This window comes from [Clostridium] scindens (assembly GCF_019597925.1).
Lineage (GTDB): Bacteria > Bacillota > Clostridia > Lachnospirales > Lachnospiraceae > Clostridium_AP.
Genome location: NZ_CP080442.1, coordinates 2,547,462 through 2,574,444 on the forward strand (window position 1 = coordinate 2,547,462; position 26,983 = coordinate 2,574,444).

Sequence of the window (26,983 nt, forward strand, 5' to 3'; positions counted from 1 at the left end):
GTAATACATTTATATTCCTATTGTAATATATGTATTACACTAATGCAAGTAAAAACTGCGCAAGTATTAGAAATACTCGCGCAGTTTTTCAATGGCACTCTTTTCGATTCTCGAAACATAAGAACGAGAGATGCCTAACTGTTTAGCAATCTCCCGCTGCGTATACTCTTCTTCGTTATACAGTCCATACCGCATCTTAAGTACCAGCCTCTCTCTGGGCGACAGTTCCGACTCCACCCGGTAATACAGCATCCGGATATCGTCTCTTAGTTCTACCTTCTTGTGCGCGTCATCCTCTTCTGTCTCTATAATATCGAAAAGCTGGATCTCGTTTCCTTCCCTGTCGGTTCCGATCGGCTCATACAGGGAGATTTCTCTGGAAGATTTCTTTTTTGCCCGAAGATGCATGAGAATCTCGTTTTCGATACATCTGGCCGCATAAGTGCCAAGCCTGACACATTTATCGGGGTTAAATGTGACGACCGCCTTAATCAGGCCAATAGTGCCGATAGACAGCAGATCCTCCGTATCTTCTTCGAAAGACTGATACTTTTTCACGATGTGTGCAACGAGGCGCAGATTCCGTTCTATCAGAATATGTTTCGCTTCAAGATCACCCTCCGTATATTTTTGCATATAATATCTTTCTTCCGCGGCAGTGAGGGGTTGGGGAAATGATTTCAAGAAAAGCACCTCTAAGCGTATTTGATATAGTCTATGTGAAGTGCGGTCTTTTTGTGCTTTTCCATTAAAATTTCTCTATACAAAACACCGGGGAGAAGTTATATTAGGTATAGAAAATAATTGTAGATTGAGGTATGTCATGAAAAAAACAATGGGGAAAGTCCTCTTTTTCAGCTTGCTCATCATACTGGCGGCTCAATTGAGCATGAATCTTTTTATTGCGGATTTTAAGATTTCCATCGCCGTCATCTGTATCCCGGTATTTCTCTTTCTGACCGAAGGGTTTCCTCTGATACCGGTTACCATCTGCTCCGCAATCGGCGTATTTGCCTTGCGGACGCTCATGTACTGGTTCCAATACGCAAGCCTGGACCGTACGGCCTTCTTTCTTCCGGAAGCAGGATTCTATATTTGTTATGGGCTTCTTCTGTTTGGCTGCACCCGGACCCTGAAAGGAACATTCCTGAACAAGAATCTGGCCGTGATTCCACTGATCTTTATCGACTATGGAGCCAACCTGGCAGAACTGCTCCTTCGGATCCGGATGGATGCCTTTGAGCCAAAGGCACAGGCAGGAATCCTGCTGGTGGCCCTCCTTCGGACTGCGGTCATCTGGTGTATCCTGACTATATTCGAGCGCTATCGCCTGCTGCTGCTCAAGCAGGAGCATGAGGAAAGGTACCATAGGCTTTTGATGCTGATCTCGAAACTTGACGGAGAAGTCATATGGATGCGTAAAAACACGGCGCTGATCGAAGAGACCATGCGTACATCCTACAAATTATTCGAAAACCTGAGGTCTTCCGGCGCAGAGCCAGGGCTTGCGTCCTCTGCCTTGTCCGTGGCTAAGGACATCCATGAGATCAAGAAAGAATATCTGCTGATTATGCGTGGGATCTCGGAAGCACTGGATGAAGAACTGAAAAGCGACGGCATGCATCTGGAAGAACTGCTGCTTCTTCTAAAGGATGCCATGGCGCTCGTCGCCAAAGAGCAGGATAAGGAACTCCTTCTTACGCTGGAATACGCAGACAATCCTTATACGGACAGGCATTATGCATTGATGTCCATCTTCCGCAATCTGTTCATCAATGCCATTGAGGCAGCAGCGGATCAACAAGTTCGGATCGTGCTTAGCGAAGCGTCCCGGGACGCAGATTATATTTTTTCCATTACCGATTATGGAACGGGGATCGAGCCGGATTATATGGATCAAGTCTTTCATACTGGCTTCTCCACAAAGATTAATTACACGACCGGGGAAGTAAACCGGGGACTGGGCCTGAATCTGGTGCAGGATCTGGTGGAGAACAGTTTCAGCGGACACATCGCGCTGGAATCCCGTCCCGGAAAGACTACGTTTACCATTACCATTCCCAAAGTACAGCTGGAGGTGACAGCAACATGAAATTTTATCTGATTGATGATGATCCAAATATTCTAAACATATTAAAATTAATTATAGACAACCGGGGCCTTGGCAGCGTCTGCGGCACCGGAAGCACCGGCGTCGAAGGCCTGGAAGACATACGCGTCCTGAAGCCGGATATCGTGATCGTGGATCTTCTGATGCCGGAGATGGACGGCATCTCCTTCGTGGAGAAAGCCCGCCCGCTCCTTGATAATACTGCCTTCATCATGCTCTCCCAGGTATCTTCCAAGGAAATGATCTCTTCTGCCTACGAGGCAGGCATTGAGTTCTTCATCCAAAAGCCGATCAACAGCGTGGAGGTAGAGACGGTGATCAAGAAGGTATCCTCTTCCCTGACGATGAAAAGGACCTTGCATAAGATGCAGAATATCTTTATGGAAGACCTCCATCCGCAGCCAGCCAGGAATGCCGCAGATTCCGTCCCTTCCACCCCAGAGACATCCTCTGCCCTTACTGCCGTGCTTCAGAGGCTGGGCATCATCGGAGACATCGGATGCAAGGATATTATTACCGTCGTGGAATATCTGACCAGCCATCCGGGCCAGATGAACGAAGCCACCTTAAACGAACTTTGCAGCAAATTCAGCGATTCTCCCAAATCCATGGAACAGCGTATCCGCCGCACCGCCAATGCCGGCCTCGTGAACCTGGCCCACCTTGGGATCGAGGATTATGGCAACGAGATATTTACCGAATACGCGAACACGCTCTATAATTTTGAGCAGGTTCGCAGGGAGATGGATTATATCCGGGGCAGGAGCGAGAAGCACGGAAACGTGAAGATCCGTAATTTTCTGAATGCTCTGGTGGTCTATAGCATGAATAACTAGCCTTATCTCCGTAATAATTAACAGTATCATTGATTCATTTTTGTGAATTATCACAAAATTTCAATGATACTTATTTTTTTTGCGTCTGTTCTGATACCATTTGTAACTTTTTGAAACCTGGCATATATATTAATCCCATCAATAACGGATCTGAATTATCAATAAAAGAAATGTGAGGGAATGCTTATGTTAACAATCGTATCTGGAGTGGGGCTTCTTTTGGTGACGCTGGCAGGATTCTCCCTGTTCAGCCTGAAGATGCCCAAGGGCCAGCTTGCCATGTCGGGTATGGCAAACGCTGCCATCGCAACGTTTCTCGTCGAGGCGGTACACAAATATATTACCGGAGATCTGCTGGGGCTTGATTTCTTTCGCACGGTCGGCTCTACTTCCGGAAGCCTTGGCGGCGTGGCCGCCGCAATCATGGTGCCCATCAGCATGGGAACCAGCCCTGTCCTTGCCGTCGTGGCTGGAGTCGCCGTAGGCGGTTACGGAATCCTTCCCGGATTCATCGCCGGATATGTGATCGGTCTGATTGCCCCGGTCATTGAAAAGAAACTGCCGGAGGGCTTAAATATCATCGGAGGCGCGCTTTTGATCGCCCCTATGGCACGTTTGATCGCTCTGGCCGCAGATCCGGCTGTAAACGTCGTTCTGGCGCGTATCGGTGGCACGATCGCCGCTGCCACGGAACAGTCTCCCATCGTCATGGGATTCCTGCTGGGCGGCATCATCAAGATGATCTGTACCTCCCCGCTAAGTTCTATGGCGCTGACTGCCATGCTGGGCCTTGACGGGCTTGCCATGGGAATCGCCGCCATCGCGTGCGTAGGAGGCTCCTTTACCAATGGGCTGATATTTGCAAGGTTAAAATTAGGAGACAGAAGTAATATCATAGCTGTAATGCTGGAGCCCTTGACACAGGCAGACATTATTACCTCCAATCCTATTCCAATATATTGTTCCAATTTCTTTGGAGGCGGATTTGCCGGGATTTCTGCCGCAGTCTTCCACATCGTGAATAACGCGCCTGGAACTGCGTCCCCGATACCAGGACTTCTGGCACCGTTCGCATTCAATCCCCCAACCCAGGTGCTGCTGGCCGTGTTCTTTGCCGTACTCGGAGGCTGCGCGGCCGGCCTGGCCGGAAGCATGATCTTCCGCAAAAGAATACAGGTTCCAAAGGCTGATGCCCTAGCGTCAAAAGATGCCGGAATGGAACTGGAATTCTAATCACAATTTATGCCGCGCTTTTTCAAGCAGCGCACGAAAATCAGGGCCTGCAAAGCGCTATGTCTTTGCAGGCCCTGATTCTTTTGTTCCTTAATTTTCTCCCATCAATTACTCCGCTCTTCTGAGGATGTCATACTGGCTGGCTTCATGATCCAGCTTCACATACAGTACTTGCTTCGGATGAGGAGCGCTTTCCTGCTCATTTCCTTCCTCATCTACAATTCTCTTGACCGTCGTCTCGATGTTTCGTCCGTCCGGCTTCATGATCTCGATCGTCTCGCCCACCGAAAACTTATTCCTCTGCTCGATCCGGTACAGGCCGTCCTTTTCGCCGCCGATGATCCCAAGATAAGTATATTCCTTTACATAGGTATTGCTGTCATAAATCTGGCTTTCATCCCCCGGCTTTCCAAAATAAAAGCCCGTGGTGAACTGGCGGTAGGTACAGTTGGATATCTGATCCAGATACCAGGGCATGTTCTTCTGGTAGAGCTGCGGATCAGCAAGGTAATCGTCGATGGCCTTCCGATAAGTCCTGGCCACCGTGGCCACATAGAGGGCCGTCTTCATGCGGCCTTCAATCTTGAAACTGTCGATTCCCGCCTCGATCATCTCCGGGATATGCCCGATCATGCACAAGTCCTTGGAGTTAAAGATATACGTTCCCCGCTCATTTTCATAGACCGGCATGTACTCTCCCGGCCTGGTCTCTTCCACGACCGCATACTTCCAGCGGCAGGGATGGGTGCAGGCGCCCTGGTTCGCATCCCTGCCCGTAAAATAATTGCTGAGCAGGCACCTTCCAGAATAGGAGATGCACATAGCACCGTGGATAAAACTTTCAATCTCCATTTCTTCCGGGATGCGCTCCCGGATTTCCTTTATCTCCTTTAAGGACAGTTCTCTTGCGGATACCACGCGTTTCGCGCCCTGCTTCCACCAGAACAGATAGGTTCCATAATTGGTATTGTTAGCCTGGGTGCTGATATGGCGCTCGATCTCAGGACAGATGTCTTTTGCCATCTGAAAAATGGCAGGATCAGCGATGATCAGCGCATCCGGGCCGATCTCTTTTAACTCTTTCAGATATTCTTCCACTCCCGGAAGATCGTCATTGTGGGCCAGGATATTTACCGTCACATGAACCCTCGCGCCATGGGCGTGGGCGAACGCGATTCCCTCCTTCATATCTTCCATGGAAAAATTCTTGGCTTTGGCCCGCAGGCCAAATGCCTCGCCGCCGATATATACGGCATCAGCGCCGAAAATAACTGCCGTCTTTAATACTTCCAGGCTGCTGGCCGGGATTAGTAATTCCGGGCGTTCTCTTCTCATTGTATCTTCTCCTATCGCTGTGTTATTTCTTCTTTATGCTAAGGGCCACTCCATCTCCCAGTGGAAGGATGGATGTCTGAAGCCGCTCATTGTGCTTCAGTTCATAAAGGTACTCCCTCATGCGGCTGTGAATGGTCCGGTTGCGCCGCTCCACGGCAAACCTGGACTCTATCACGTCCCCGTCCTGAAGCACGTTGTCCGACATCAGCACGCCTTCCGGCGCCAGAAGCCGGATGGCCTCCGGCAGATAATGGATATACTGCCCCTTGGCCGCATCCATGAAGATAAAGTCAAAAGGCTCCTCAAGGGACTTCATGATCTCCAGCGCATCCCCTTCCAGCAGCGTGATCCGGTCCGCCACAGCGGCCCGGCTAAAATTCTCCCTGGCAATGGGGATCCTTTTTTCATATTTTTCAATCGTCGTGATCCGTCCATCCTTCGGCAGATAATGGCTCATAAGTATGGCTGAATAGCCAATTGCGGTTCCCACCTCCAAAACACGCACGGGCTTCTTCATCAGCAGCAGTACTTTCAGAAAACTCTGGGTCTCCTTGCGGATGATCGGGACAAAAGTCTCCTTGGCTTCCTGCTCGATCTGCTCGATGATCGGCTCTTCCGGCGTCTCTAAGGAATGGATATAAGTTACCATCCGCTCGTCAACAATCATTTCGGGCCACCTCTTTTCTTTCTTTTGCATATCGCCAATCGTAATTTGGGACGTAACACTCTCAAAATGTTACGTCCCCTTTTTATCTTATACGTCCATAATAATTGGCAGTATCATTGGTTTTCTCTTGGTGCGCTTCCAGATGAATTCATTCATGGTATCGCGGATCACCAGCTTGATCTTGCTCCAGTCAGCATTGCGCTGGTGCATCAGGCAGTCTTCCACCGCATCCTGCAGCACCTGCCTTGCCTCTTCCATCAGCCCTTCGGACTCCCTTACATAGACAAATCCTCTGGATACGATATCCGGCCCTGCCAGCAGCTGGTTGCTTCCCTTTTCCAAGGTCAGCACCACGATCAGAATTCCGTCTTCCGCCAGATGCTGCCTGTCGCGAAGCACGATATTTCCTACATCTCCTACGCCTAAGCCGTCAACAAGAATCTCTCCGGTATGGACCTTGTCCACAACCTTGGCCTCTTTATCGCTGACTTCAAACACATCGCCCGAGTTCAGGATAAAGATGTTTTCCTTTGGAATTCCCAGATTCTCGGCAAGAGCCGCGTTGGCCTTCCGGTGGCGGTACTCGCCATGGATCGGGATCGCATACTTAGGCTTTACCAGGGAATAGATCAGTTTCAATTCTTCCTGGCAGGCATGTCCAGATACATGGGCATCCTGGAAGATGACATTTGCTCCCTTGGCTGACAGTTCATTGATGACCTTGGATACGGATTTCTCGTTGCCCGGGATCGGGTTGGAACTGAATATTACCGTATCTCCCGGCATGATGGTCACCTTCTTATGCACATCCGCCGCCATGCGGGACAATGCCGCCATGGATTCTCCCTGGCTTCCCGTGGTGATAAGAACCGTCTTCTCCGGCGGGTAGTTCCTGAGCTGGTCTATCTCGATCAGCGTCTTGTCCGGCACGTTCAGATATCCCAGTTCCCTGGCAACCTGAATGATATTTACCATGCTGCGCCCTTCTACCACCACCTTGCGGTCGTACTTGCAGGCTGAATTGATAATCTGCTGCACGCGGTCGACGTTTGACGCGAACGTGGCTATAATAATCCTGGTATTCTGGTGTTCTGCAAAAATATGGTCAAATGTGATTCCCACCGTGCGTTCGGACTGGGTAAATCCCTTCCTCTCCGCATTCGTACTATCTGACATCAGCGCCAGCACGCCCTTCTTGCCGATCTCCGCAAAACGCTGCAGATCGATGGCGTCGCCGAATACCGGCGTATAATCTACTTTAAAGTCTCCCGTATGCACGACGATTCCAGCCGGGGAATAGATTGCCAGAGCCGCTGCATCCTGGATGCTGTGGTTTGTCTTGATAAACTCGATCCTGAACTGGCCCAGGTTGATGGACTGGCCGTGTCTGACCACTTTCCTTCTGGTGCTTCGCATCAGGTTGTGTTCTGTAAGCTTCTTCTCGATAATACCCATGGTAAGCTTTGTGGCATAGATTGGAAGATTCATCTCCCTCAATACATAAGACAATGCTCCGATATGGTCTTCATGTCCATGGGTAATGACGAATCCCTTAACCTTCTGGATATTGTCTTTCAAATAAGTGATATCAGGAATCACAAGATCGATTCCCAGCATGTCGTCTTCCGGGAATGCCAGTCCGCAGTCCACGACAATAATACTGTCTTCATATTCGAAGGCAGTGATGTTCATTCCGATTTTTTCCAATCCTCCGAGCGGAATGATACGCAATTTTCCATTGTTTTCTTTTTTCAAATTTACACCTCCACGTGCTTTTCCGTACTATTTTGCCTCTCCAGGCATTCTTTGCATTGTCCATAGAACTTTAATTCGTGGTCTAACACATGGAATCCGGTAGCGTCCTCAATATGACGCTCCAGCTCGTCCAGAAGGTCATCCTTAAAAGGAAGAACCTTTCCACAAGTCTTGCATATCAAGTGGTGATGGTGATGATGCCTTTCTTCCCCATCGAAGAATTCTCCGATCTCATAACGCACGCACCCGTCATCAAGATTGATACGATCCACCAATTGCATTTCTAATAACAATTGCACAGTCCGGTAAATTGTGGCCAGCCCGATCTCCGGGTAGTCCTCTTTTACCAGTTCATAAATGTCTTCCGCAGTCATATGCCTGTCACGGTGATCTGCGAGCGCTTCTAATACAAGCAACCTTTGATTGGTTACCTTAAGACCCTTTTCTTTCAGCATTTCCTTGAATTTCTCTTTACTGATAGACATAAGTTTTACCTTTCAATCTCTACATCTTCAAGCAGTTCCTCAAACACCTTCGCTATGGCTGTAAGTTCCACATCATCGTCTACGATCTCATAGACGCTCTCAGGCGCGTTTTCTTCTGATGTATCCTTTAATATCAGACATTCCGCATCGTCTTCTTCCGAATCCGTGACCAGAATATAGGATATTCCATTTACCTTCGTCTGCTCAAGTACAAAAAAATCTACTTCTTCCTGCATTTCTTCAGACATGAATTTAATTTTTTCCATATAAACACCTCAAGAATGATTCTTAGTTCTTGCAGATCGAGTCCAGATATCCTTGCAATATAAAAACTGCCGCAATTTTATCAATATATTTTTTGCGGTCTTCACGTCTTACCTTATTCTCAATTAAAGTCCGTTCTGCCTCTACCGTAGTCAGACGCTCATCCCACATCACGACCTCAAGGCCGGTCCGCCGGCTAAGCATCTTCCCAAACTCCAATGATCTTTCCGCTCGATCTCCAATATCGTTATTCATATGCTTCGGAAGGCCGAGCACAATCCGCTCCACCTTGTACTCCTCGATCAGTGCTTCAATCCGTGCACAGGTTTTCCGCAGCTTATTCTCGTCCTTACGGCAAATAGTCTCTATTGCCTGGGCAGTAATCCCGAGTGGATCGCTGATTGCGACTCCTACGGTCTTAGATCCATAATCCAGTCCCATAATTCTCATAGATATTATACCCAGCCATTATGCTCAATATACGTCTTGAGCATCTCTTCCACTAATTCATCCCGTTCCATCTTCATAATCAGGCTTCTCGCGCCATTGTGGCTTGTGATATACGTCGGGTCTCCTGACATAATATATCCCACAATCTGATTCACCGGATTATATCCTTTTTCACTCAGTGCCTTGTACACAATCTCAAGTATATCTTTCGCTTGAATCTGTGGACCGCTTTCTACCTGAAAAAACTGAGTGCTGCTTAAATCTTTCATATACTCACGTCCTCCAAAAATACTTCAACTTCATTCTACCTTATTACAAATGAAAATTCAATGTAATATTTGCAAATGGCTCTCAATTTCTACATTTATCAACTGATTTGTCAAGTTTTCTTCCGTTTTTTGACCAATTTTTACATATTCTTTCGTATGTCCCACCTGATATTTTTCTCCCTGGCAGACCATCTCCTCTTCCATCAGCACCTCCTGGGTGGTCCCGATCAGCGCCTCTTCATAGGATGCCTGCTTCCTTCTCGTCAGTTCCAGGAGTTCATTGCTCCTTATCGTCTTCACGCTTTCCGGCACCTGTTCTTCCATCTGCGCCGCCCGGGTGCCTTCCCTCTTGGAATATTTGAATACATGGGTCTCATAGAAGTCCACTTTGTCGATGAACGCCTTGGACTGTGCGAATTCTTCCTCCGTCTCTCCCGGGAAGCCCACGATCACATCGGTGGTCAGCGCAGGATTGTCGAAATACTTGCGCAGCAAAACGCATTTTTCATAGTATTCTTCCGATGTATAACGCCGGTTCATACGTTTGAGCGTCGCGTCGCACCCGCTTTGCAAGGATAGATGGAAGTGGGGGCACATCTTGGGAAGGCCTGCGATGGTCTTTGCAAATTCCTCCGTGATGATCCTGGGCTCAAGCGATCCCAGACGGATTCTGCGTATTCCTTCTATCTCATGGATAGAGAGGATCAAAGACAGCAGGTCATCGCCGGTATCCACTCCATAGGAACTTAGGTGGATGCCGGTAAGCACCACCTCTTTATATCCATTCCTGGCAAGTTCCTCTACCTCCCGTATCACGCTGTCATGGCTGCGGCTTCTGACCCTTCCCCTCGCATAAGGGATGATGCAGTAAGAGCAGAACTGGTTGCAGCCATCCTGCACCTTGATATATGCCCTTGTATGTTCCGCCGTCCGGCTCAGATGCAGTTCCTCATACTCGTTAATATGGTTGATGTCTACCAGTTCCTTTTGTACGCCTTCCTGCATTGCCTCATGTTCCCTTAATATCTCTATAATATCCTTCTTCCGGTTATTTCCCACCACAATGTCAATGCACTCATCAATCTCGTCCCGTTTTGCCTGGACATAGCAGCCGCAGGCAACCACGATAGCGCCGGGATTCATCTTCCTGGCCCTGTGCAGCATCTGCCTGGACTTACGGTCAGCCATATTCGTTACCGTGCACGTATTGATGATATAGACATCCGCGCCCTCCTTAAAAGGCACAATCTCGTATCCATGCTGTTCAAGCAACTCCTGCATGGCTTCCGTCTCGTATGCATTTACTTTGCAACCCAGATTATGTAAGGCTACTTTCTTCATATCCTATTCCAATCCTTTCTATGCACATTGTTGTAACATCTAACGAAATTCTTACAAATTCTTTGGCAATTTGTTCCTTGACTTTTATACCCCTTGCTCTTAAGATATTTATAGAACATGAAAAGAAACCAAGGAGGGTATGTCCAATGAAATCAGTACAGATTTGTTTAAATTCTATCGATAAGGTAAAATCTTTTGTAAATGATATTTCAAAATTTGACTGCGATTTTGACTTGGTATCCGGCAGATATGTGATAGACGCAAAGTCTATTATGGGAATCTTCAGCCTGGATCTGTCCAAGCCGATCGAACTGAACATCCATGCAAATGATGGTGCAGAAGAAGTTCTGGCAGCATTACAGCCATATTTAGTTTAATTTATTTGTTTGATTTATATGTTTGAAAGAAAAGGGCCATCCCGTAACTTGACAGGGACTGGCCCTCTTTTTTTCTTTTCTATTTCACTTCTATGACTTCCACCGTATCGATGGCTTCTCGCACCAGCTGGTCAATCTTTTCCGCCAGTTTTTCCTCCGATCGCCGGATCACTTCTACATTGGGCTTGGTTACCGGATGCTTTGCCACAAAGATGGTACAGCAGTCTTCAAATGGCTGGATCGAAGTCTCGTAAGTCCCGATCTTTTCTGCGATGTCAACGATCTCCTGCTTGTCAAAGCCAATGACCGGACGGTACACTGGCACGGTGCATACATCATTGGTAGCCGCAAGGCTCTGCATAGTCTGGCTTGCCACCTGTCCGATGCTCTCTCCCGTGATCAGTCCCAGGCATCCGTCCTTCTTTGCAAAATGCTCCGCAATCCGCATCATATAACGGCGCATGATGATCGTCAGTTCATCGTGCGGGCACTGGTCATAGATATAGAGCTGGATATCCGTAAAATTCACGACGTGCAGTTTCACGGGCCCGGAATATCTGGATACGATCCTGGCCAGATCCACCACCTTCTGCTTGGCGCGCTCGCTTGTATACGGCGGCGCATGGAAATACGTAGCCTCGATTCCCACGCCTCTTTTTGATATCATATAGCCTGCCACCGGGCTGTCGATTCCGCCGGAAAGAAGCAGCATGGCTTTTCCATTGGTGCCTACCGGCATGCCTCCCGCGCCGGGAATTATCTGCGAATATACATAGATCTCATTTCTAATCTCCACATTCAGCATCACATCCGGATGATGGACATCCACCTTCGTCTCCGGAAATGCTTCCAGAATTACTTCTCCCAGATCGCAGTTGATCTCCATGGAGGTCTTGGGATAAGTCTTCCTGGCACGTCTCGCCTCTACCTTGAACGTCAGGTTCTTATCGGGGTACATCTCATCCATATACGAAACGACGTCTTCTTTGAGTTTCTCAAACCCCTGGTCTTCCATACGCACTACCGGGCAGATTCCCACGATGCCGAACACCCGCTTCAGGTGCTCCACCGTGTCCTCATAGTCGTAATCGCCCTCGCAGTCCACATAGATTCTGGCCTGGGACTTATGCACGTCAAACTGGCCGTCCACGTCCTTAAGGGCAAACCGTATCTGCCTGACAAGCGCATCTTCAAACAGATACCGGTTCTTTCCCTTAATTCCAATCTCTCCGTACTTTAACAAAAATGTGTGAAATCTCATCTTATCTATTCTCCTAATCTAATCTTCCTACAGATTCTTTTAGCGTCTGGTATATTTTCGAAGCATCGGTACTATATTATATAGTGTATCCAGGGTATAGTCAATCTCTTCACGGGTTGTAAATTCTGACATGCTGAATCGCAATGTGGCATCTAAGAATTCCTGCCTTGCCCCGATTCCTTTCAGGACGCCGCTCACCTGCGGATGGTTCGAGGAGCAGGCCGAGCCAGAAGATACATAGATTCCCTTTTCTGCCAGGGCATGGAGAAGCACCTCGCTTCGGATTCCCCCGAATCCTACGCTGATAATGTGAGGCGCGGACGTCTCATCATACAGTCCATGAATCGTCGTGTTCTCAATCTGACCGATGCCCTCGATAAAATGCTGCTTAAGCCTGCGCATCCTAGCCACCTTCACGTCCAGATCCTGGTAGATGGTCCTGGCTGCCAGGGAAAGCCCCGCGATCCCTGGAACATTCTCCGTTCCTGAGCGGATATTCTTCTGCTGCTCTCCGCCAAATACGATCGGCTTGATCTTTACATTTTCTCCTATATATAAAGCGCCTGTTCCTTTAGGACCATGAATCTTGTGGCCGCTGATGGAACACATATCTACCTTCAGCCGCTTCGGATAGATGCGGTATTTGCCGAACCCCTGCACCGCATCCACATGGAACAGAATGTTCCTGTTATAGGCCTTCACGATGCTGGCGGCCTCCTGGATCGGCTGGACGGAGCCCACTTCATTGTTGACGTACATGATGGATACCAGGATGGTATCTTCGCATAATGCATCCTTCAGGGCATCCAGCTTCACCCTTCCATATCGGTCCACTGGCAGGAAGGTTATACGGAATCCTTCTTCTTCCAGATAGCGCATGGTATTGATAATAGCCGGATGCTCAATGGAGGTCGTGATCAGATGCTTTCCTGCCCTCTGATTGGCCCTCGCCGCGCCAATCAGCGCAAGATTGTCGCTCTCTGTCCCACCGGAGGTGAAGAATACCTCTTTATCCTGCACCTTCCAGATCTTTGTCAGAGTCTCTTTCGCCTCTTTTATATACTGCTCCGCTTCCACGCCTTTCGTGTGCCTGGAAGACGGGTTTCCATAATCTTCGCACATGACCTTTCGCACCAGTTCGCCCACGCTGTCATACGCCCGGGTGGTGGCGGAATTGTCCAGATAGATTTCTTTCATGCTTTCCACTTCCTATTTCTATATTCTTACTACTAGAGTATGTTCCTACCCTTCCAGATGGAACATTAAGATGGATAATATGGCAAGCCCCGCCGTCTCTGTGCGCAGGATCCTCCTGCCAAGCGTGATTGCCTTAGCCCCTTGACGGATAGCCGCATCGACCTCTTCCTTTTCGAATCCGCCCTCCGGTCCGATAAAGATTCCTACAGACTGTCCCTGCGCAATGGATGCTACCACTTTTCTGGCCTCCTCCATCCCTTCCGCCAATTCATACGGAATCAAAAGAACGTCCAGTTCTCCTGCCATTTGAAGCGCCTCCGGGTAGGACAGGACGGAAGATACCTGCGGGATATATCCCCGGCCGGCCTGCTTAGCCGCGCTTTCGGCAATCTGCTGCCACCGCTGCGTCTTTTTTGCGGCCTTCTTTTCATCCAGTTTTACCACCGACCGCCTGGTGGCCACCGGCACCACCTGGCTTGCCCCCAGTTCCACCGCCTTCTGCACGATCAGTTCCATCTTATCCTGCTTAGGCAGTCCCTGGAACAGGGTGATACGGCAGGGAAGTTCTGTATCCACCGGCATTCTCTGCTGTATCGCAAGGACCGCGCGGCCTTCTTCATACCCTTCGACCAAGCACCGGTATTTCAGGTTGTCGCCGTCGCTGATTTCTACTTCCTCTCCCGGGCGCATGCGCAGTACGTTCTTCATATGATTCACATCCGAGCCTTCAATATAGATCCTCTCGCCCTCCACCTGGGAAGGCGTTACAAAAAAATGCTGCATCTTGCTACTCCTGATTCTTTCTGGCTGTTACGGATACCCATTCTCCCTGGTGGTTCACCTCCAGCACTTCAAGGCCTGCCTCCTTCACTGCCTGGACCACCGTCTCTTCCTTATCTTCGATAATTCCGCTGGTAATGTAGATTCCGCCAGGCTTCATCTGGTTCACGATAACTGGCGTAAGCGGTACCAGCACGTCAGCCAGAATATTGGCCGCCACGATGTCGTATTTTTCGTACCCTGCCTTATCCTGTACGTCCTTGTCGTCGATGATGTTGCCAATCATGACTTCGTATTGGTCTTTTCGGGTTCCGTTGACCTCCATATTCTCATGGGTCGCGTCGATCGCGCATGGATCCAGATCCGTACCCACGGAATACCTGGCTCCGAACTTCAGCGCCAGCATCCCCAGAATGCCGCTTCCGCAGCCTACATCCAGGATCACCGTATCATCTTTCACATACTTTTTGAGCTGGCGGATGCATAACTGCGTAGTCTCATGCATGCCTGTCCCGAACGCAGTGCCGGGATCTATATGGATCACCAGCTTATCGCTGTCTTTTTCCTCTACCTTTTCCCAGGAAGGGATGACGAGAATATCATCGATGTAGAACTGGTGGAAATACTGCTTCCAGTTGTTGACCCAGTCCACATCCTCCGTCTGGGATTCCTCGATCATGCACGCTCCTACATCCAGATAAGCGCGCATCTTATCCAGTTCCTTCCTTATGTTCAAAAGGATCGTTCCTTTATCCTCTTCTTCGTCCAGATAGAAGGTCAGATAAGCCGTGCCGTCATCTTCCGGAATATCTGGCAGGATGTCCACGAACATCTGCTCCTTATCTTCCTTCGTAAGAGGCACCTTGTCCTCGATCTGCACGCCCTGGATTCCCAGATCCATCAGCATGCTGCTGACGATGTCCTCCGCCTGCGTCGTCGTCTGTAGCCGAAACTGATTCCACTTCATAATTCGTCCCCTTTCATCTTATATAATGCCCAGATGGTCCAGCAGGATCTTGCATCCCATCAGTATAAGGATGACGCCTCCTGCCAGTTCTGCCTTGGACTGGTATTTCGTCCCAAATATATTGCCTATTTTAACACCTGCCACGGATAAAGTAAATGTAATTGCCCCAATAAAACTTACCGCAGGCACAATCTCCACCTGCAGGAAGGCAAATGTCACCCCTACCGCCAGAGCGTCGATGCTGGTTGCGACAGCCAGTCCCAGCATGGTCCTGACATCCAGTGACGCATCCGCGTCCTGGCACTCATCGCAGGAGCCAAACGCCTCGCGTATCATATTGACGCCGATAATTCCCAGCAGGATAAAGGCGATCCAATGGTCTACCGAAGTAATCACATCTTTAAACTGGACTCCCAGAAAGAAGCCTATCAGCGGCATCAGCGCCTGAAACGCGCCAAAATATAAGCCTACGATACCTGCCTTGCCCCATGTGCAGCGCTTCATCGCAAGACCCTTACAGACGGATACTGCGAACGCGTCCATGGAAAGCCCTACTGCTATCAGGAATAATTCTATTATATTCATGTCCTTTCTCCTAACCTTTTTCTCATGGTACAGAACAAAGAATGTGCTCTGCACATTCTTGCGCCTTCTGCGGACGGCTACTCTGAGCCAAATCTGTCAAAGCAGAGGTTCAGATCTACGTTTCCTTCAATTCCTGGCACCTTGCCCTTTTCCGTATACTGCCACATGGAAAATTCATAAGGGCACTGGGGAAGGGGCTCGTAATCCGCGTACCATTTCTTATATCCTGCCAGTTCGTTCAGATCAAGCGTAAATGCCATCCATTTCATATTGGCATAGATCATTGTCTCATATCCGGCTTCTTCAACCGCGTCACAGAATGTGATGCAGTTTGCGGTGAACTGCTCTTTTTTCAGATGATCTGTCCTGGCTTCATCATTTTTGATTTCTTCGGTATCGAATATCACCGGATAAGTGATAGCGTAAGGCCGGATTCGTTCCAGTACGAACTGCGCCTCTTCATAAGCCTCTTCTTTGTCTACCGCCTGCGAGAAGAAGTAGACTCCCACGTCAAGGCCTGCCGCAAGCGCGCCCTCTATGTGACTTTTGAACATGGCGTCTTCCACAAGTTTTCCTTCCTGTCCATATCCCCGAAAGCCTACGCGTATGATCGCAAAGTCTATGCCGCTTGCCTTCACTTTAGCCCAGTCTACGGACGGCTGATATTCGGACACGTCTATCCCGACCTTGGAAATAATGTTTCCCGCTTCGTCGGTATAGTGCTGGTATCCGTCTTTCTTTTTTATCCGTTTCAGATCGTATGTATTTTTCGGCACCGCTTCCAGAAGTTCGGCCTCATACTGCTGCCCCAGCACATCTACAAACTGGTAGACCTCCTTGTTTCCATCCGCCTGGTCTTTCGCTTCTTCCTTCTTATCCGTGTCCTGGCACCCTGCTGCAAGCAGGACCGCCAGCAATACAAACAATGTCTTAATCCATCTCTTTTTAATCATCATGACCCTTCTATCTCTTACGCTTCAAAAGCCGCAAAATGGGCATTGGCAAGCAGTTGTTCTGCTTCCGCTTCCGTCAGCCCATAAGAATCCGCCAGGTATTGGAATTCCTTCCCTACCCAGGTATCTGATACCGTCATATTGTCGCTGTTTACCGTCACCTTGATTCCCCGCCTCAGATAGGTTCTCAAAGGATAATCAGTTATCTTTTCTACTGCCTTGGTCTGCAGATTGCTGATAGGGCACATTTCAAGAGGAATCTCCCGGCTTGCCAGCAGTTCCATCAGTTCCTCGTCCTCAATTGCCCGGACCCCATGCCCAATCCTGGCCGCGCCAAATTCTACCGCCTTGCGGATGCTGGCAGGCCCTGCCGCCTCCCCTGCATGGATGGTAAACGGAACCCCAAGTTTCCTGGCAAGCGCAAATTCTTCTTCATAATCTGCCGTGGGAAACAAGGCTTCCGCCCCCGCCAGGTCAACGGCTACCACTCCCTTGCCCAGATACCTGGAAGCCAGACGCACCGTCTGAAGGTTCGCTTTCTTATTATCCTGTCCCCGCATGCAGCATAGAATTGTCCGCAGCCGGATATCGCTGTCTTCCTGCGCCTTAGAAAGCCCAGACAGCACCGCTGTGACCGCCTGTTCCTGGCTCATGCCTTTCTGGCAGTGCAGCTGCGGGGCAAAACGCACCTCGGCATAACGCAGCCCTCTCACCTTAAGGTTCTCGCCCAGTTCCCTCGCGGCCTGGCATAGTCCACGTTCCGTCTGCAGGACCTTCAGCACAGTATCAAAGCATCTCAGATATTCATTCAGGCTTTTGCAGTCCATCCCCTCACAGATATAAGGCTTTAATCCCTTCGCCGTATCTGCCGGAAGCCTGATTCCTTCTTCCTTCGCGATCCGCAATATGGTCTCTGCCGGCAGGGAGCCATCCAGATGAAGATGCAGATCTATCTGTCCAAACTTTGACATATTCATAGAAGTTCTTCCCATTCTTTTTCTTTAAAGCCTGTCAGAACCGTATCCTGTGTCACAAGAATCGGGCGTTTTACCAGCATGCCGTCCGAAGCCAGTACCTCATACTGCTCTTCTTCCGTCATCTGGGGCAGGCGTTCCTTTAACTTCTGCTCTTTATACAGCATGCCGCTGGTATTAAAGAATCTCTTAAGCGGCAGGCTGCTCTTTTCATGCCATTCTTTCAATTCTTCCTTGGTTGGATTCTGAATCTTGATATCTCTTTCTTCAAACTCCATTCCCTTCTCCTGAAGCCATTTCCTGGCTTTCTGGCAGGTTGTTCATTTTGGATAGCATACGAATAACATCTGTACATTCCTCCTTCTATTTATCTAGGCTTTATTTCAGCGCCGTGTTCAAATCCTGCTCCACTTCATCCAGTTCCTTGAGGATCTCCTGCTGCTGCTCGTCAAACAGCAGGCGCTTATTGTAACGGTAATATTTGTCGCAGTCGTTTTCCTTCAGGAATTGGATGCTGTAATAACTGGTGTTCAATTCCGTTACAAAGGCCACCATCTCCTGGCTGTCTCCAAAAGCATCCTCCATAAAGTCAAAGGCATGATCAAGTGCATTTGCCGCTTTCTCGATCATCCGTTCCCTCTCGTCCGTCTCTTTCGTAAATTCTTCCTTCACCCGGTCAAATGCCGCCTCTTTATCAAGATGTTCCGCCTTCTCCAGCTGGCGGTATCCCTCCAGGGTATCGGAGACCTTTCTTCGAATCCGGTCTTCCTGCCTGGTCAGCTGCTCCGCCTTTCTTAAGCGTTCATAGGCTTCTGCAAACTCCTGAATCGCGCCGGGAAGATCCAGATCCTCTTTATAACGGCGAAGGACATCATATAGAATGGTTACATAGCGATCCGAGACATAGCACTCCTTGAACAAGCCTCCCAGCTGGCCCAGCAGCATGTTGACCACGCTCAGGCGCTCATCGAAGGATGCGTATCTTAACTGCTCCAGCGTATCTTTGTCATAATAGCCTTCCAGTATCTTCTCCAGGCCATAATCCTTTTTATACTTCTCATATAATTCCAGATAATTCGCGAAATCCTTCGCAATCTTCCAGTGCTGGATATACTGGTGCACCACTTCCCGGTCTGCCTTCTTGTGGAGCGCCTCGTAAGACTTCAGAAGCTGCGACAGGTCCTCCCATCCTCTGGCCGTTGCAAACATCTTGCCGTCTACCGTAGTCTCGATGCGGTAGAAATGGTCTCTTCGTATCTCCAGATAAGAGAGAATAGCCGGATGGATCTCTGCCTGATAAGCATACTCCTTCCAAACATCATAATTTTCTTCCACATCTATCTTCTTAATTCGATCCAGCGTTACCACGTCAAAATCCCTTACCGACTTATTATACTCCGGAGGATTGCCCGCTGCAACGATAATCCAGCCTTCCGGCACCTTCTGGTTTCCGAATGTCTTGCACTGCAGGAATTGGAGCATAGTAGGGGCCAGCGTCTCGGATACGCAGTTGATCTCGTCGATAAACAGGATGCCTTCCGCAATCCCGGTGGCCTCGATCTTTTCATAGACGGACGCGATGATCTCGCTCATCGTATATTCCGTCACGGAATACTTCTTCCCTCCAAAAGTCTTTTCCTGTATAAACGGAAGCCCGATGGCGCTCTGCCTGGTGTGATGCGTAATGGTATAGGCAACCAGGCCAATCTGGCACTCCTTGGCAATCTGCTCCATAATCTGCGTCTTCCCGATCCCCGGAGGCCCCATCAGCAGGATCGGCCGCTGCCGGATTGCCGGTATCATATAATCCCCATAGACGTCTTTTTTAAGATATGCCTCTATGGAATCTTTAATTTCCCTCTTCGCTCTTTTTATGTCCATTGTCTTGTAATCCTTTCTCTTCTTCCTTCCTCAGTCTCTGGCGGCGCTTATGGCCGTTGCAGGTCTTCTTCTTCAATCACCAGCTTCATGGCCCACGGTGGAACGTCTACATCTTCATAGTCTTCCTTCATGAACACAAAGGCAGTCTCATATGGGGGCATCTTAGACGGATAGGCGCCTCTTCCATCCGTAAAATACAGCAGTCCTTTTAACCGCTCAAACGCATGCTGCTTCATCAGATTCTCCACATAGGCAAAAGCCGGGCGAAAATCCGTTCCGCCTTCTCCTTTCAGTTCCAGGTGCTCCATGTAATTCTTCAAGTCTTCCTCGCTTTCAATCTTTTGATCCGTCTGTACCTGATCATCGCACTGGATGATATGAATGTTCACCTTCCTGAAGAAACTGTCATTTTCGCTTAAGACCCCGTAAGTCTCCTCCAGGAATTTCTTGACCAGCTCGCCGGAGCAGGACATGGACGTGTCAATCACAATGGCAAATTCCTCTACCTTCTGCACTTCCTTCCACTCCTGAGGCTCGATCAGCGGCATGTTCCCGTATAGGGAAAGGCCATAACTGTAGAATACATAGTCAAACGTATCTTCATCCACTGCCATCTCTTCTTTCAGAACCGAGAATTTCCGCAGAAACTGGCGGTAGTCAAACCGTACCCGGTTCTCCACTTTTACCTGATCGATCAGATGGCCGGATTCCTGTGATGCTTCTTTGGAAAATGTCTCCATATCCGTCTCCATCTGCTCGCTGATATCCTGCCACTGGTTCTCGATCTGGCTCTGCTTCTTCTGATCATCATCTGCCGGCCAGTAACTATGGTCATCCACCCGGAATTCGCCTGCCAGGCGCGCAAAATCTGCTTCTTCAAGATTCCATCTCTCCAAGGCGCCATAGACTTTTTCCGCCGTCAGCACCTTCATCTCTTTCCCAAGTCTTCGGTAAGTCTCTCTTCTGAGCCAGGATCGGCTTTTTAAGACGCACCGGTGCTGCATGCCGTCGATGATCGACTCTGTCACGATATCGCAGGCCAGGCTGTATCGTTCCTCCTCCCTGCCCTTTCGCCGGATCATATGGCGGAATATGCCATGAAGCACCAGATGTAGGTAAATTCGGTTCACCATGATCCGGTCCTCCCGGTACAAACCGCCCAGATACTGAGGGTGGTAATACAGATACAGCCCATCGGTTCCCATCCCGCAAGCCCCCTCGTCCAGGACAAAGATTAGGCTCGAAAGCGCCACATCCATGAACCGCATCTTGAGATACAGTTCATTGCGGGCTGCAGCCAGAATCTTTCTGCCTATGCTATCCAGTTTTTCTCCCATATCGATTTTATTTTCCATTGTCACTTCCATACACCTATTCTATCGATTCAATTACAAATCAAATGTCTTTTTCTTCTTAGGATGCAGCCTTTGCTTCTCATCCATAAGGAGACTGAGCATTTCTGTCTTCTTGCTTTTTGCCGCCCATTCCAGGGCATAATCCAGAGCAGTTACCGTCAGATACCCCTGCCTGGCAAGGAATTTTATGCCTTCCATATCATCTGTCTCTACTAAAAATTCCACCGCTTCTTCCCGATGGGCGCATAGATAGGAGACGTATGCCTCCCTTCGGTCTTCCGCCAGCCGAAAAGGATGCCTCAGCCTTCCAAGCACCAGTTCCGCCGCCGTCTGCAAAGATTCTTCCGCCACCGTCCGGTACAGCAGCTCGTCGTACTTCTTATAGTCCAGCTCCCGGTTATAAAAGCACTGCCTGTAGTATCCGCCAGCTCCATGGTGACGCGTCTCCAATATCCTGGCAGGCGTATTCTCCACCGCCTCTTCATAGTGTTCTGGAAATAATACCTCTGCCGTCTCTATATATTCTTCTCTGCCTGCCTCTTTCTTATGATAATAAAGTTTCGCACGGATTGCAAACCGAATCTCATCCACGATAGACTTCAGGCAGCTTCTCTCTCCCTGATAGAAATGGATCTCCACTTCTTCCAGATGGCAGCCGGTAAATGCCCCTCCTCCGATATCCAGCAGGCTGTCCGTAAGGATCAGCCGTTTTAAGTTCCTGCATCGGTAAAACGCGTATCTTCCAATCTCCGTCACCTGGGAGGGAAGCCATATCTGCGTTACCTGGGATGCGCAGACCCTGCTCTCAGCGCCGGATAGACTGCCGCCTTCACTGACGAATACATATTCTCCTTCTTCCTCGGGCTTTTCGGCAAACGCATAGTCTGCAATCCTGGTAACCGGAATCCCTTCTATCTCATCTGGAAGGATCAGTTCGCCCTGGGTACCATAGCATCCTGTAATCTCGACTCCCTGATCCGTCTTTTTATAATGAATCTTTGGACATATCTGTCCCGTTTCTTTTTTCCACATAAAACCAACCTCGCAATATATTAAACAGGTATTATTGTACCACAAAATCTGCTATAATGATAACCATGGGAATATTTACATTCTAGAATCAAAAGAAAAGAGAGAGAAAATCATGAAGCGTAAACTTACATTTCAACAATATATCGCTGTGGCCAGCATGCTGTTCGGCCTTTTTTTTGGTGCAGGAAATCTGATATTTCCCGTTTCCATGGGGCAGATGGCCGGGCGCAACGTATGGCCGGCTATTCTCGGATTTCTGATCACCGGGGTGGGACTGCCCCTTCTTGGAGTGGCTGCCCTGGGCATGAGCCGCTGCAATGGCCTGGCACAGATGAGCCGGAGGATCGGAAAAAAGTATGGCACCTTCTTTACCTGCGCCCTCTATCTGACCATTGGGCCTTTCTTTGCCATTCCCCGCTGCGCCACCGTTCCATTTGCCGTGGGAATCGAGCCGATTCTCGGAAAAGGCTCCTCGGATGCCTTGCCGCTGGCTGTCTTTTCCTTGCTCTTTTTCCTTGCGGTCTTATGGTTCTCCTTAAGGCCAGGCAAGATTCTTACCTGGATCGGCAAGATCTTGAATCCGATCTTCCTTGCCGCGCTTGGACTGCTGGTGATCACTGCCCTTCTTCGCCCTATGGGAGATATCGGAAGTATCGCTCCCCAGGCTGGCTATGCTTCCCACGCCTTCTCCCAGGGCTTCCTGGAAGGCTACAATACCATGGATGCATTGGCAGGGCTGGCTTTTGGGATCATCGTGGTAAATGTCATCAAAAGCCTGGGTGTAGAGAATTCCGGCGATGTGGCAAAATGTACGGTAAAAGCCGGGCTTTTCAGCACGATCCTAATGGCCGTCATCTATCTGCTGGTTACGATCGTAGGAACCCAGAGCCGTGGGATGTACGAGGCCAGTTCCAATGGAGGAGAAGCGCTTCTTTTGATCGCAAGCCACTATTATGGCAGGGCTGGCGCTTTCATCCTTGCCTTCACCGTCACTTTTGCCTGCCTTAAGACTTCCATCGGACTGATCACCAGCTGCAGCGAGACTTTCTGCGCCATGTTCCCCCGGACGCTGAATTATAAGAAATGGGCCGTCCTGTTTTGTGCGCTCTCCCTGCTGATTGCCAACCTGGGCTTAAATTCTATCATCGCCTACTCTCTTCCGGTATTGATGTTTTTATATCCCCTGGCGATCACGCTGATCTTCCTAAGTTTGGCCGGAAAGTTCTTTGCCGATGATAAGAAGGTCTATATCAGCGTCACTGCCTGCACCATCTTTGCCGCAGCCTTGGACTTTCTCAATGCCCTTCCTGAGGGCCTTAAGAACCTGCTGCATCTGAAGCCGCTGCTGGCCGGGGTCTCCAGATACCTGCCTCTTTTTGAGCAGGGAATGGGCTGGATATGTCCTGCCCTTCTGGGCCTGGCCATCGGAATCTGCCTTCACGCCCGAAAAAAACAGAGCCTGCCCTCTTAGGAGCAGGCCCTGCGGGTCTGTCTAATAATATCCCTTCCACATATTTACATACATGTGGATATCCGTCTTGAGATAGAGGCCGATCGTCGTTAGAAGGCCATCCCCTTCCGGCCGTTTGGAAGCCGCCATTACATATTTGACGCCAGCCTTCCTCGCATAGTGGTCTGCCTTTCGCAGATGCCATCCATTGGTAACTACTACGCAATCTTTAAATCCGCAGTGTTCCATCATCTGGCTGGCATACAGTAGATTATGATATGTGCTGACTGCCTGCTTCTCTTCCAGTATGTATTCTTCCGGGACTCCCAGTTCCATTGCATAGCGCTTCATGACCGATGCCTCTACAAACGTGTTGGATACTGCTGCTCCGGACATAATCAGATACTTTACCTTCTTATCTTTCCATAGTTCTACTGCTTTTTCCACGCGGGCAGCAAGCCTCTTAGAAGGCGTGCCGTCCGCCCCTACCTGGCAGCCGCAGACAACCGCGCAGTCATAGGCATCCTGTTCCCACCGCTTCTTTGGCTTTCGGAACATCAGGCCAAACAGCGCCAAGTTTGCTGCCGCAAACCCGGAAGTTATCCGCAGAAGCCGATATTCTCTATTTTTCATCTAATCTTCCTCCACTCTTAATCCAAGGTTCCTTCCATATCCACGGGACCTTCCATTTGCGCTTCCTGGGGAAGAAGTCCCGCGAGCCGGTCCAGCCTCTCTTTCCAGAAATAATTGAACAAGGCGATGAATCTTCCAACCCCGACCATAGCAATCACCGTGCCAATGCCAATTGCCTCCAGTCTTCCCGCAATGGCAAGTCCCAATACCAGGGAGATTCCCACGCTGGTAAAATCAATCACATTCTTCCCAAATCCGACGCCTCTATGAAGCACTTCGCCTACCGTCTGGGCCAGTCCGTCCGCAGGATTAGGCACCAGTTTCATGTTTACCGTCATCACCACGCCCAGGGCTGTGACCACGATTGCCGCCAGAAGCAGCAACAGGTTCTGCCACAGGCTGTCATACTTGATATCCAGCAGATCGCCAAAGACATTCAGCAGCATGCTGAATACAAAACTAATCGGAGCCTGCAGAAGGATCAGCCAGTTCTTTCCCTTCAGTGCCAGCTGGATCCCCACAAATATAAAATAGATGACAAAAGTAGTCATTCCAAAGTCCGTATGCCATATCGTCGATATCGTAAACGGAATGGATATAATTGGCGATACGCCCAGCCCGGTCTTGGTATTCAGGGTAATTCCTGCCGCCAGCACTACCATTCCTGCCGTATAAATCAACAAGCGCCAAATCCATTCTTTTTTCATATTATCATTCATAAAATCACTCTCAATTCATGCATAGTCTTTATATATTTTACTCCTATTTCCTCTATTTTTCAAGACCAGCCTGCTTTTGTGGTAAATATGCAAAATTCCTCATATATATGTTGTAAAAATATATATCGGAGTTCCTATGCCATCCAGAAATAAAATCTTTAAGGCCGCAGGCGTCATCCTCCTATTCACCATAGCTTTTTTCGGAGGAAGGCTGGCTGCCGCCAGGTTCGCCCCGGCAGATTCTGCCCGGATCGTGCCTGCCCCTGAAAACTGGGGGCTGGGCTTCCAGGAAGACGGGAAGCTTCCAACGGGCAATGCTACCATTGATGAATTAAAAAAATACGATGCCTACTACGCTGAAGATACCCAGGAAAAGGTCCTTTATCTGACCTTTGACTGCGGTTACGAAAATGGAAATATCGAGCCTATGCTGGATGCCCTGAAAAAGCACAAGGCGCCAGCCACCTTTTTCGTAGTCGGCAACTTCCTCTCTACCAGTCCGGATATCGTCAAGCGTATCAATAAGGAAGGCCATACAGTAGGCAACCATACATACCATCACCCGGATATGTCCAGCATCTCCACCAAGGACGCGTTTGAAAAAGAATTAAAAGGTGTGGAGGATCTGTATAAAGAAATCACTGGCGAAGCCATGACCAAGTACTACCGTCCTCCGCAAGGAAAATACAGTATCGAAAACCTTCAGATGGCCAAGGATATGGGCTACCATACCTTTTTCTGGAGCCTGGCTTACGTGGATTGGATTGAAGACGAGCAGCCAAGCAAGGAAGAAGCCTTTGACAAACTGCTAACCCGTATCCATCCGGGCGCCGTCGTGCTGCTTCACAGCACCTCCAAGACCAATGCGGAGATTCTGGATGAGTTGCTAGCCAAATGGGAAGAAATGGGATATACGTTTAAGTCGCTGGACCAGCTGATTGGCAAATAATAAAAAATATTGAAAAAGTCCGCAGAAGATGCAATCTGCTCTTCTGCGGACGAATCCACACACTGCCAAGCCCGCTTATATTTCCAGCCGCTTCTTTAATTCTTCAATCTGCTTTCTCAATTCTGTATTTTCTGACTTGCTTTCTTCCAGTTCCCGGCCTTTTTCCTCCAGTTCTTTGGCCTTTCCTTCCAGTTCCTTGGCCTTTCCTTCCAGTTCTTTGGTCTTTCCTTCCAGTTCCTCCTGCATCTCATCAATCATATACTGTACTGTATTGCGATCCAGTTCGCGCAATTCCTTGGAAAACATATTCATCACCTTCTCCGTATTCCTGCACATCTCATATACCTCTTCATACATAGAGCGAAAATAGGGATATTTCTCTACCAGATCTACAATCACTTCTGGATCATCTATGCTAAAAAAGGCCAGCCATGCATCCAACTTGTTTCTGATACCTTTATTGTGCTGGTTTTTACGAAAGATGTCAAGTGCCACAAAAACGAATTCTTGGAGTAGTTCTAATTCTATTCCCGTATCAGACATCTGTTTGCTCCTGTGGATATATATATCTGAAAAACTATGGAATTCTCTCGTACTCTTCTCAAATAGAATAACCGTATAGACTTTCTTTATATCTCTATAACTAAAAGATTTTTTCTTTTCACTCTTTACTCTTTTGTACTGCCTTAACAATAAATCGGCCGAATAGCAGGCACTGCGCTGGCCTGGAAACAGATAGCCGACTTTTTGCACCTCTACATTTGCAATACTTCCGTCCTCTAACTCTATTACAATATCCATGATCAGAAGTGAGCCTTCTGATGCAATCCTCCCTGATTCATTCGGAAGCATCTTTAATATCTTCACCTTATGTCCAATTAGCAGAGACAGGAACTCCTCCAGCCTTTCTGGCGCTGTATCCGGATTCATAATTTCTTTAAAAAATGAATCATAGAGTAATTTTACTCCCCGGACTCCCGTGCATATATCCAGAAATTCCCTCTGCTCCTTTTCTGTCCAGTTTTCAAAGATTATACGCAATTCCTTACTGCTTTGAATATCATACAGCACTTCCTGTGCAGTACGAATAGCAGGAAAATATTTTTGCATACTTTCAGCCATACA

The 26,983-nt window shown here is 48.8% G+C and carries 29 protein-coding genes; 6 read left to right on the forward strand and 23 right to left on the reverse strand.

Going from position 1 to position 26,983, the window contains the following annotated elements:
* Nucleotides 1-66: 66 nt before the first annotated feature.
* Nucleotides 67-636, reverse strand: coding sequence for an RNA polymerase sporulation sigma factor SigK (sigK, locus tag K0036_RS12240; protein WP_025643054.1), 570 nt, complete (start codon nucleotides 634-636; stop codon nucleotides 67-69).
* A gap of 187 nt (nucleotides 637-823) precedes the next feature.
* Between sigK and K0036_RS12245 the strand changes: the two genes are divergently transcribed.
* The 3 genes from K0036_RS12245 (at nucleotide 824) to K0036_RS12255 (ending at nucleotide 4,179) form a co-directional block, all read left to right on the forward strand.
* Nucleotides 824-2,092, forward strand: coding sequence for an ATP-binding protein (locus K0036_RS12245; RefSeq protein WP_220429831.1), 1,269 nt, complete (start codon nucleotides 824-826; stop codon nucleotides 2,090-2,092).
* The gene (locus tag K0036_RS12250; protein WP_220429832.1) at nucleotides 2,089-2,946 is read left to right on the forward strand and encodes a response regulator; all 858 of its coding nucleotides are present in this window, start codon (nucleotides 2,089-2,091) and stop codon (nucleotides 2,944-2,946) included. Before K0036_RS12245 ends, K0036_RS12250 begins: the two co-directional genes overlap by 4 nt.
* Before the next feature lie 186 nt (nucleotides 2,947-3,132).
* A complete protein-coding gene (locus K0036_RS12255) occupies nucleotides 3,133-4,179 on the forward strand; it encodes a PTS sugar transporter subunit IIC (RefSeq protein WP_220429833.1) in 1,047 nt (348 codons plus the stop codon).
* A gap of 108 nt (nucleotides 4,180-4,287) precedes the next feature.
* Here the strand turns inward: K0036_RS12255 and K0036_RS12260 are convergent, their stop codons facing one another.
* From K0036_RS12260 to mtaB, 8 genes are all read right to left on the reverse strand, one after another.
* A complete protein-coding gene (locus K0036_RS12260) occupies nucleotides 4,288-5,514 on the reverse strand; it encodes a peptidase U32 family protein (protein ID WP_220429834.1) in 1,227 nt (408 codons plus the stop codon).
* A 22-nt stretch (nucleotides 5,515-5,536) separates the two neighbouring features.
* Nucleotides 5,537-6,181 carry an O-methyltransferase gene (locus K0036_RS12265; RefSeq protein ID WP_220429835.1) on the reverse strand — a complete coding sequence of 215 codons (645 nt, stop codon included), beginning with the start codon at nucleotides 6,179-6,181 and terminating at the stop codon, nucleotides 5,537-5,539.
* Nucleotides 6,182-6,268: 87 nt separating this feature from the next.
* The gene (locus K0036_RS12270; RefSeq protein WP_004604751.1) at nucleotides 6,269-7,936 is read right to left on the reverse strand and encodes a ribonuclease J; all 1,668 of its coding nucleotides are present in this window, start codon (nucleotides 7,934-7,936) and stop codon (nucleotides 6,269-6,271) included.
* Between the two features lie 2 nt (nucleotides 7,937-7,938).
* The gene (locus K0036_RS12275) at nucleotides 7,939-8,421 is read right to left on the reverse strand and encodes a Fur family transcriptional regulator (RefSeq protein WP_220429836.1); all 483 of its coding nucleotides are present in this window, start codon (nucleotides 8,419-8,421) and stop codon (nucleotides 7,939-7,941) included.
* Nucleotides 8,422-8,426: 5 nt separating this feature from the next.
* The gene (locus K0036_RS12280) at nucleotides 8,427-8,687 is read right to left on the reverse strand and encodes a DUF1292 domain-containing protein (protein ID WP_025643048.1); all 261 of its coding nucleotides are present in this window, start codon (nucleotides 8,685-8,687) and stop codon (nucleotides 8,427-8,429) included.
* Nucleotides 8,688-8,709: 22 nt separating this feature from the next.
* Nucleotides 8,710-9,135: a Holliday junction resolvase RuvX gene (gene ruvX / locus K0036_RS12285; protein WP_025643047.1), complete on the reverse strand. Its 426-nt coding sequence runs from the start codon at nucleotides 9,133-9,135 to the stop codon at nucleotides 8,710-8,712.
* Nucleotides 9,136-9,140: 5 nt separating this feature from the next.
* Complete coding sequence (locus K0036_RS12290) at nucleotides 9,141-9,404, reverse strand: IreB family regulatory phosphoprotein (protein WP_004604747.1); 264 nt, start codon at nucleotides 9,402-9,404, stop codon at nucleotides 9,141-9,143.
* Between the two features lie 57 nt (nucleotides 9,405-9,461).
* A complete protein-coding gene (gene mtaB / locus K0036_RS12295) occupies nucleotides 9,462-10,745 on the reverse strand; it encodes a tRNA (N(6)-L-threonylcarbamoyladenosine(37)-C(2))-methylthiotransferase MtaB (protein ID WP_025643046.1) in 1,284 nt (427 codons plus the stop codon).
* A 146-nt stretch (nucleotides 10,746-10,891) separates the two neighbouring features.
* Between mtaB and K0036_RS12300 the strand changes: the two genes are divergently transcribed.
* Complete coding sequence (locus K0036_RS12300; protein ID WP_025643045.1) at nucleotides 10,892-11,122, forward strand: HPr family phosphocarrier protein; 231 nt, start codon at nucleotides 10,892-10,894, stop codon at nucleotides 11,120-11,122.
* Nucleotides 11,123-11,201: 79 nt separating this feature from the next.
* Here K0036_RS12300 and thiI read toward each other — a convergent pair whose 3' ends face one another.
* The 11 genes from thiI to K0036_RS12355 all read right to left on the reverse strand — a co-directional run bounded on the left by thiI (nucleotide 11,202) and on the right by K0036_RS12355 (nucleotide 22,107).
* Nucleotides 11,202-12,383 carry a tRNA uracil 4-sulfurtransferase ThiI gene (thiI, locus tag K0036_RS12305; RefSeq protein ID WP_220429837.1) on the reverse strand — a complete coding sequence of 394 codons (1,182 nt, stop codon included), beginning with the start codon at nucleotides 12,381-12,383 and terminating at the stop codon, nucleotides 11,202-11,204.
* A 39-nt stretch (nucleotides 12,384-12,422) separates the two neighbouring features.
* On the reverse strand, nucleotides 12,423-13,580 hold the full coding sequence (locus K0036_RS12310) for a cysteine desulfurase family protein (protein WP_220429838.1): 1,158 nt from the start codon (nucleotides 13,578-13,580) through the stop codon (nucleotides 12,423-12,425).
* A gap of 45 nt (nucleotides 13,581-13,625) precedes the next feature.
* On the reverse strand, nucleotides 13,626-14,363 hold the full coding sequence (locus K0036_RS12315; RefSeq protein WP_025643042.1) for a 16S rRNA (uracil(1498)-N(3))-methyltransferase: 738 nt from the start codon (nucleotides 14,361-14,363) through the stop codon (nucleotides 13,626-13,628).
* A 4-nt stretch (nucleotides 14,364-14,367) separates the two neighbouring features.
* Complete coding sequence (prmA, locus tag K0036_RS12320; protein ID WP_220429839.1) at nucleotides 14,368-15,327, reverse strand: 50S ribosomal protein L11 methyltransferase; 960 nt, start codon at nucleotides 15,325-15,327, stop codon at nucleotides 14,368-14,370.
* An 18-nt stretch (nucleotides 15,328-15,345) separates the two neighbouring features.
* Nucleotides 15,346-15,912, reverse strand: a complete 567-nt coding sequence (locus K0036_RS12325) for a manganese efflux pump MntP family protein (protein WP_025643040.1) — start codon at nucleotides 15,910-15,912, stop codon at nucleotides 15,346-15,348.
* 77 nt (nucleotides 15,913-15,989) lie between these two features.
* Complete coding sequence (locus tag K0036_RS12330) at nucleotides 15,990-16,868, reverse strand: glycoside hydrolase family 25 protein (protein ID WP_081702033.1); 879 nt, start codon at nucleotides 16,866-16,868, stop codon at nucleotides 15,990-15,992.
* Nucleotides 16,869-16,882: 14 nt separating this feature from the next.
* Nucleotides 16,883-17,842 carry an adenosine deaminase gene (add, locus tag K0036_RS12335; protein ID WP_220429840.1) on the reverse strand — a complete coding sequence of 320 codons (960 nt, stop codon included), beginning with the start codon at nucleotides 17,840-17,842 and terminating at the stop codon, nucleotides 16,883-16,885.
* Nucleotides 17,839-18,186, reverse strand: a complete 348-nt coding sequence (locus K0036_RS12340; RefSeq protein WP_081702034.1) for an arsenate reductase family protein — start codon at nucleotides 18,184-18,186, stop codon at nucleotides 17,839-17,841. The genes add and K0036_RS12340 overlap by 4 nt, the downstream gene beginning before the upstream one ends.
* A gap of 31 nt (nucleotides 18,187-18,217) precedes the next feature.
* The gene (locus tag K0036_RS12345) at nucleotides 18,218-19,720 is read right to left on the reverse strand and encodes an AAA family ATPase (protein ID WP_220429841.1); all 1,503 of its coding nucleotides are present in this window, start codon (nucleotides 19,718-19,720) and stop codon (nucleotides 18,218-18,220) included.
* A gap of 47 nt (nucleotides 19,721-19,767) precedes the next feature.
* Nucleotides 19,768-21,075, reverse strand: a complete 1,308-nt coding sequence (locus tag K0036_RS12350; RefSeq protein ID WP_220429842.1) for a VWA-like domain-containing protein — start codon at nucleotides 21,073-21,075, stop codon at nucleotides 19,768-19,770.
* Nucleotides 21,076-21,108: 33 nt separating this feature from the next.
* The gene (locus K0036_RS12355; protein WP_220429843.1) at nucleotides 21,109-22,107 is read right to left on the reverse strand and encodes a leucine-rich repeat domain-containing protein; all 999 of its coding nucleotides are present in this window, start codon (nucleotides 22,105-22,107) and stop codon (nucleotides 21,109-21,111) included.
* A 112-nt stretch (nucleotides 22,108-22,219) separates the two neighbouring features.
* Here K0036_RS12355 and brnQ point away from each other — a divergent pair, with 112 nt between their 5' ends.
* Nucleotides 22,220-23,578: a branched-chain amino acid transport system II carrier protein gene (gene brnQ, locus K0036_RS12360; RefSeq protein WP_220429844.1), complete on the forward strand. Its 1,359-nt coding sequence runs from the start codon at nucleotides 22,220-22,222 to the stop codon at nucleotides 23,576-23,578.
* Between the two features lie 21 nt (nucleotides 23,579-23,599).
* On the opposite strand, the gene K0036_RS12365 is transcribed toward brnQ, so the two are convergent.
* Nucleotides 23,600-24,190 (reverse strand): YdcF family protein, encoded by a 591-nt coding sequence (locus tag K0036_RS12365; protein ID WP_220429845.1) that lies wholly within the window; start codon nucleotides 24,188-24,190, stop codon nucleotides 23,600-23,602.
* A 17-nt stretch (nucleotides 24,191-24,207) separates the two neighbouring features.
* Nucleotides 24,208-24,909 (reverse strand): YczE/YyaS/YitT family protein, encoded by a 702-nt coding sequence (locus K0036_RS12370; RefSeq protein ID WP_049947217.1) that lies wholly within the window; start codon nucleotides 24,907-24,909, stop codon nucleotides 24,208-24,210.
* Nucleotides 24,910-25,045: 136 nt separating this feature from the next.
* Between K0036_RS12370 and K0036_RS12375 the strand changes: the two genes are divergently transcribed.
* Entirely contained in the window at nucleotides 25,046-25,858 is an 813-nt protein-coding gene (locus K0036_RS12375) for a delta-lactam-biosynthetic de-N-acetylase (protein WP_173694632.1), read from the forward strand.
* A 75-nt stretch (nucleotides 25,859-25,933) separates the two neighbouring features.
* Here the strand turns inward: K0036_RS12375 and K0036_RS12380 are convergent, their stop codons facing one another.
* Complete coding sequence (locus tag K0036_RS12380; protein WP_220429846.1) at nucleotides 25,934-26,980, reverse strand: PD-(D/E)XK nuclease family transposase; 1,047 nt, start codon at nucleotides 26,978-26,980, stop codon at nucleotides 25,934-25,936.
* Nucleotides 26,981-26,983 lie beyond the last annotated feature (3 nt).

Excerpts from the sequence above, each read along its gene's own strand:
- sigK (WP_025643054.1), bottom strand. The coding sequence starts at position 636 with ATGCAAAAATATACGGAGGGTGATCTTGAAGCGAAACATATTCTGATA.
- K0036_RS12245 (WP_220429831.1), top strand. The coding sequence starts at position 824 with ATGAAAAAAACAATGGGGAAAGTCCTCTTTTTCAGCTTGCTCATCATA.
- K0036_RS12250 (WP_220429832.1), top strand. The coding sequence starts at position 2,089 with ATGAAATTTTATCTGATTGATGATGATCCAAATATTCTAAACATATTA.
- K0036_RS12255 (WP_220429833.1), top strand. The coding sequence starts at position 3,133 with ATGTTAACAATCGTATCTGGAGTGGGGCTTCTTTTGGTGACGCTGGCA.
- K0036_RS12260 (WP_220429834.1), bottom strand. The coding sequence starts at position 5,514 with ATGAGAAGAGAACGCCCGGAATTACTAATCCCGGCCAGCAGCCTGGAA.
- K0036_RS12265 (WP_220429835.1), bottom strand. The coding sequence starts at position 6,181 with ATGATTGTTGACGAGCGGATGGTAACTTATATCCATTCCTTAGAGACG.
- K0036_RS12275 (WP_220429836.1), bottom strand. The coding sequence starts at position 8,421 with ATGTCTATCAGTAAAGAGAAATTCAAGGAAATGCTGAAAGAAAAGGGT.
- K0036_RS12280 (WP_025643048.1), bottom strand. The coding sequence starts at position 8,687 with ATGGAAAAAATTAAATTCATGTCTGAAGAAATGCAGGAAGAAGTAGAT.
- ruvX (WP_025643047.1), bottom strand. The coding sequence starts at position 9,135 with ATGAGAATTATGGGACTGGATTATGGATCTAAGACCGTAGGAGTCGCA.
- K0036_RS12290 (WP_004604747.1), bottom strand. The coding sequence starts at position 9,404 with ATGAAAGATTTAAGCAGCACTCAGTTTTTTCAGGTAGAAAGCGGTCCA.
- mtaB (WP_025643046.1), bottom strand. The coding sequence starts at position 10,745 with ATGAAGAAAGTAGCCTTACATAATCTGGGTTGCAAAGTAAATGCATAC.
- K0036_RS12300 (WP_025643045.1), top strand. The coding sequence starts at position 10,892 with ATGAAATCAGTACAGATTTGTTTAAATTCTATCGATAAGGTAAAATCT.
- thiI (WP_220429837.1), bottom strand. The coding sequence starts at position 12,383 with ATGAGATTTCACACATTTTTGTTAAAGTACGGAGAGATTGGAATTAAG.
- K0036_RS12310 (WP_220429838.1), bottom strand. The coding sequence starts at position 13,580 with ATGAAAGAAATCTATCTGGACAATTCCGCCACCACCCGGGCGTATGAC.
- K0036_RS12315 (WP_025643042.1), bottom strand. The coding sequence starts at position 14,363 with ATGCAGCATTTTTTTGTAACGCCTTCCCAGGTGGAGGGCGAGAGGATC.
- prmA (WP_220429839.1), bottom strand. The coding sequence starts at position 15,327 with ATGAAGTGGAATCAGTTTCGGCTACAGACGACGACGCAGGCGGAGGAC.
- K0036_RS12325 (WP_025643040.1), bottom strand. The coding sequence starts at position 15,912 with ATGAATATAATAGAATTATTCCTGATAGCAGTAGGGCTTTCCATGGAC.
- K0036_RS12330 (WP_081702033.1), bottom strand. The coding sequence starts at position 16,868 with ATGATGATTAAAAAGAGATGGATTAAGACATTGTTTGTATTGCTGGCG.
- add (WP_220429840.1), bottom strand. The coding sequence starts at position 17,842 with ATGAATATGTCAAAGTTTGGACAGATAGATCTGCATCTTCATCTGGAT.
- K0036_RS12345 (WP_220429841.1), bottom strand. The coding sequence starts at position 19,720 with ATGGACATAAAAAGAGCGAAGAGGGAAATTAAAGATTCCATAGAGGCA.
- K0036_RS12350 (WP_220429842.1), bottom strand. The coding sequence starts at position 21,075 with ATGGAAAATAAAATCGATATGGGAGAAAAACTGGATAGCATAGGCAGA.
- K0036_RS12355 (WP_220429843.1), bottom strand. The coding sequence starts at position 22,107 with ATGTGGAAAAAAGAAACGGGACAGATATGTCCAAAGATTCATTATAAA.
- brnQ (WP_220429844.1), top strand. The coding sequence starts at position 22,220 with ATGAAGCGTAAACTTACATTTCAACAATATATCGCTGTGGCCAGCATG.
- K0036_RS12365 (WP_220429845.1), bottom strand. The coding sequence starts at position 24,190 with ATGAAAAATAGAGAATATCGGCTTCTGCGGATAACTTCCGGGTTTGCG.
- K0036_RS12370 (WP_049947217.1), bottom strand. The coding sequence starts at position 24,909 with ATGAATGATAATATGAAAAAAGAATGGATTTGGCGCTTGTTGATTTAT.
- K0036_RS12375 (WP_173694632.1), top strand. The coding sequence starts at position 25,046 with ATGCCATCCAGAAATAAAATCTTTAAGGCCGCAGGCGTCATCCTCCTA.
- K0036_RS12380 (WP_220429846.1), bottom strand. The coding sequence starts at position 26,980 with ATGGCTGAAAGTATGCAAAAATATTTTCCTGCTATTCGTACTGCACAG.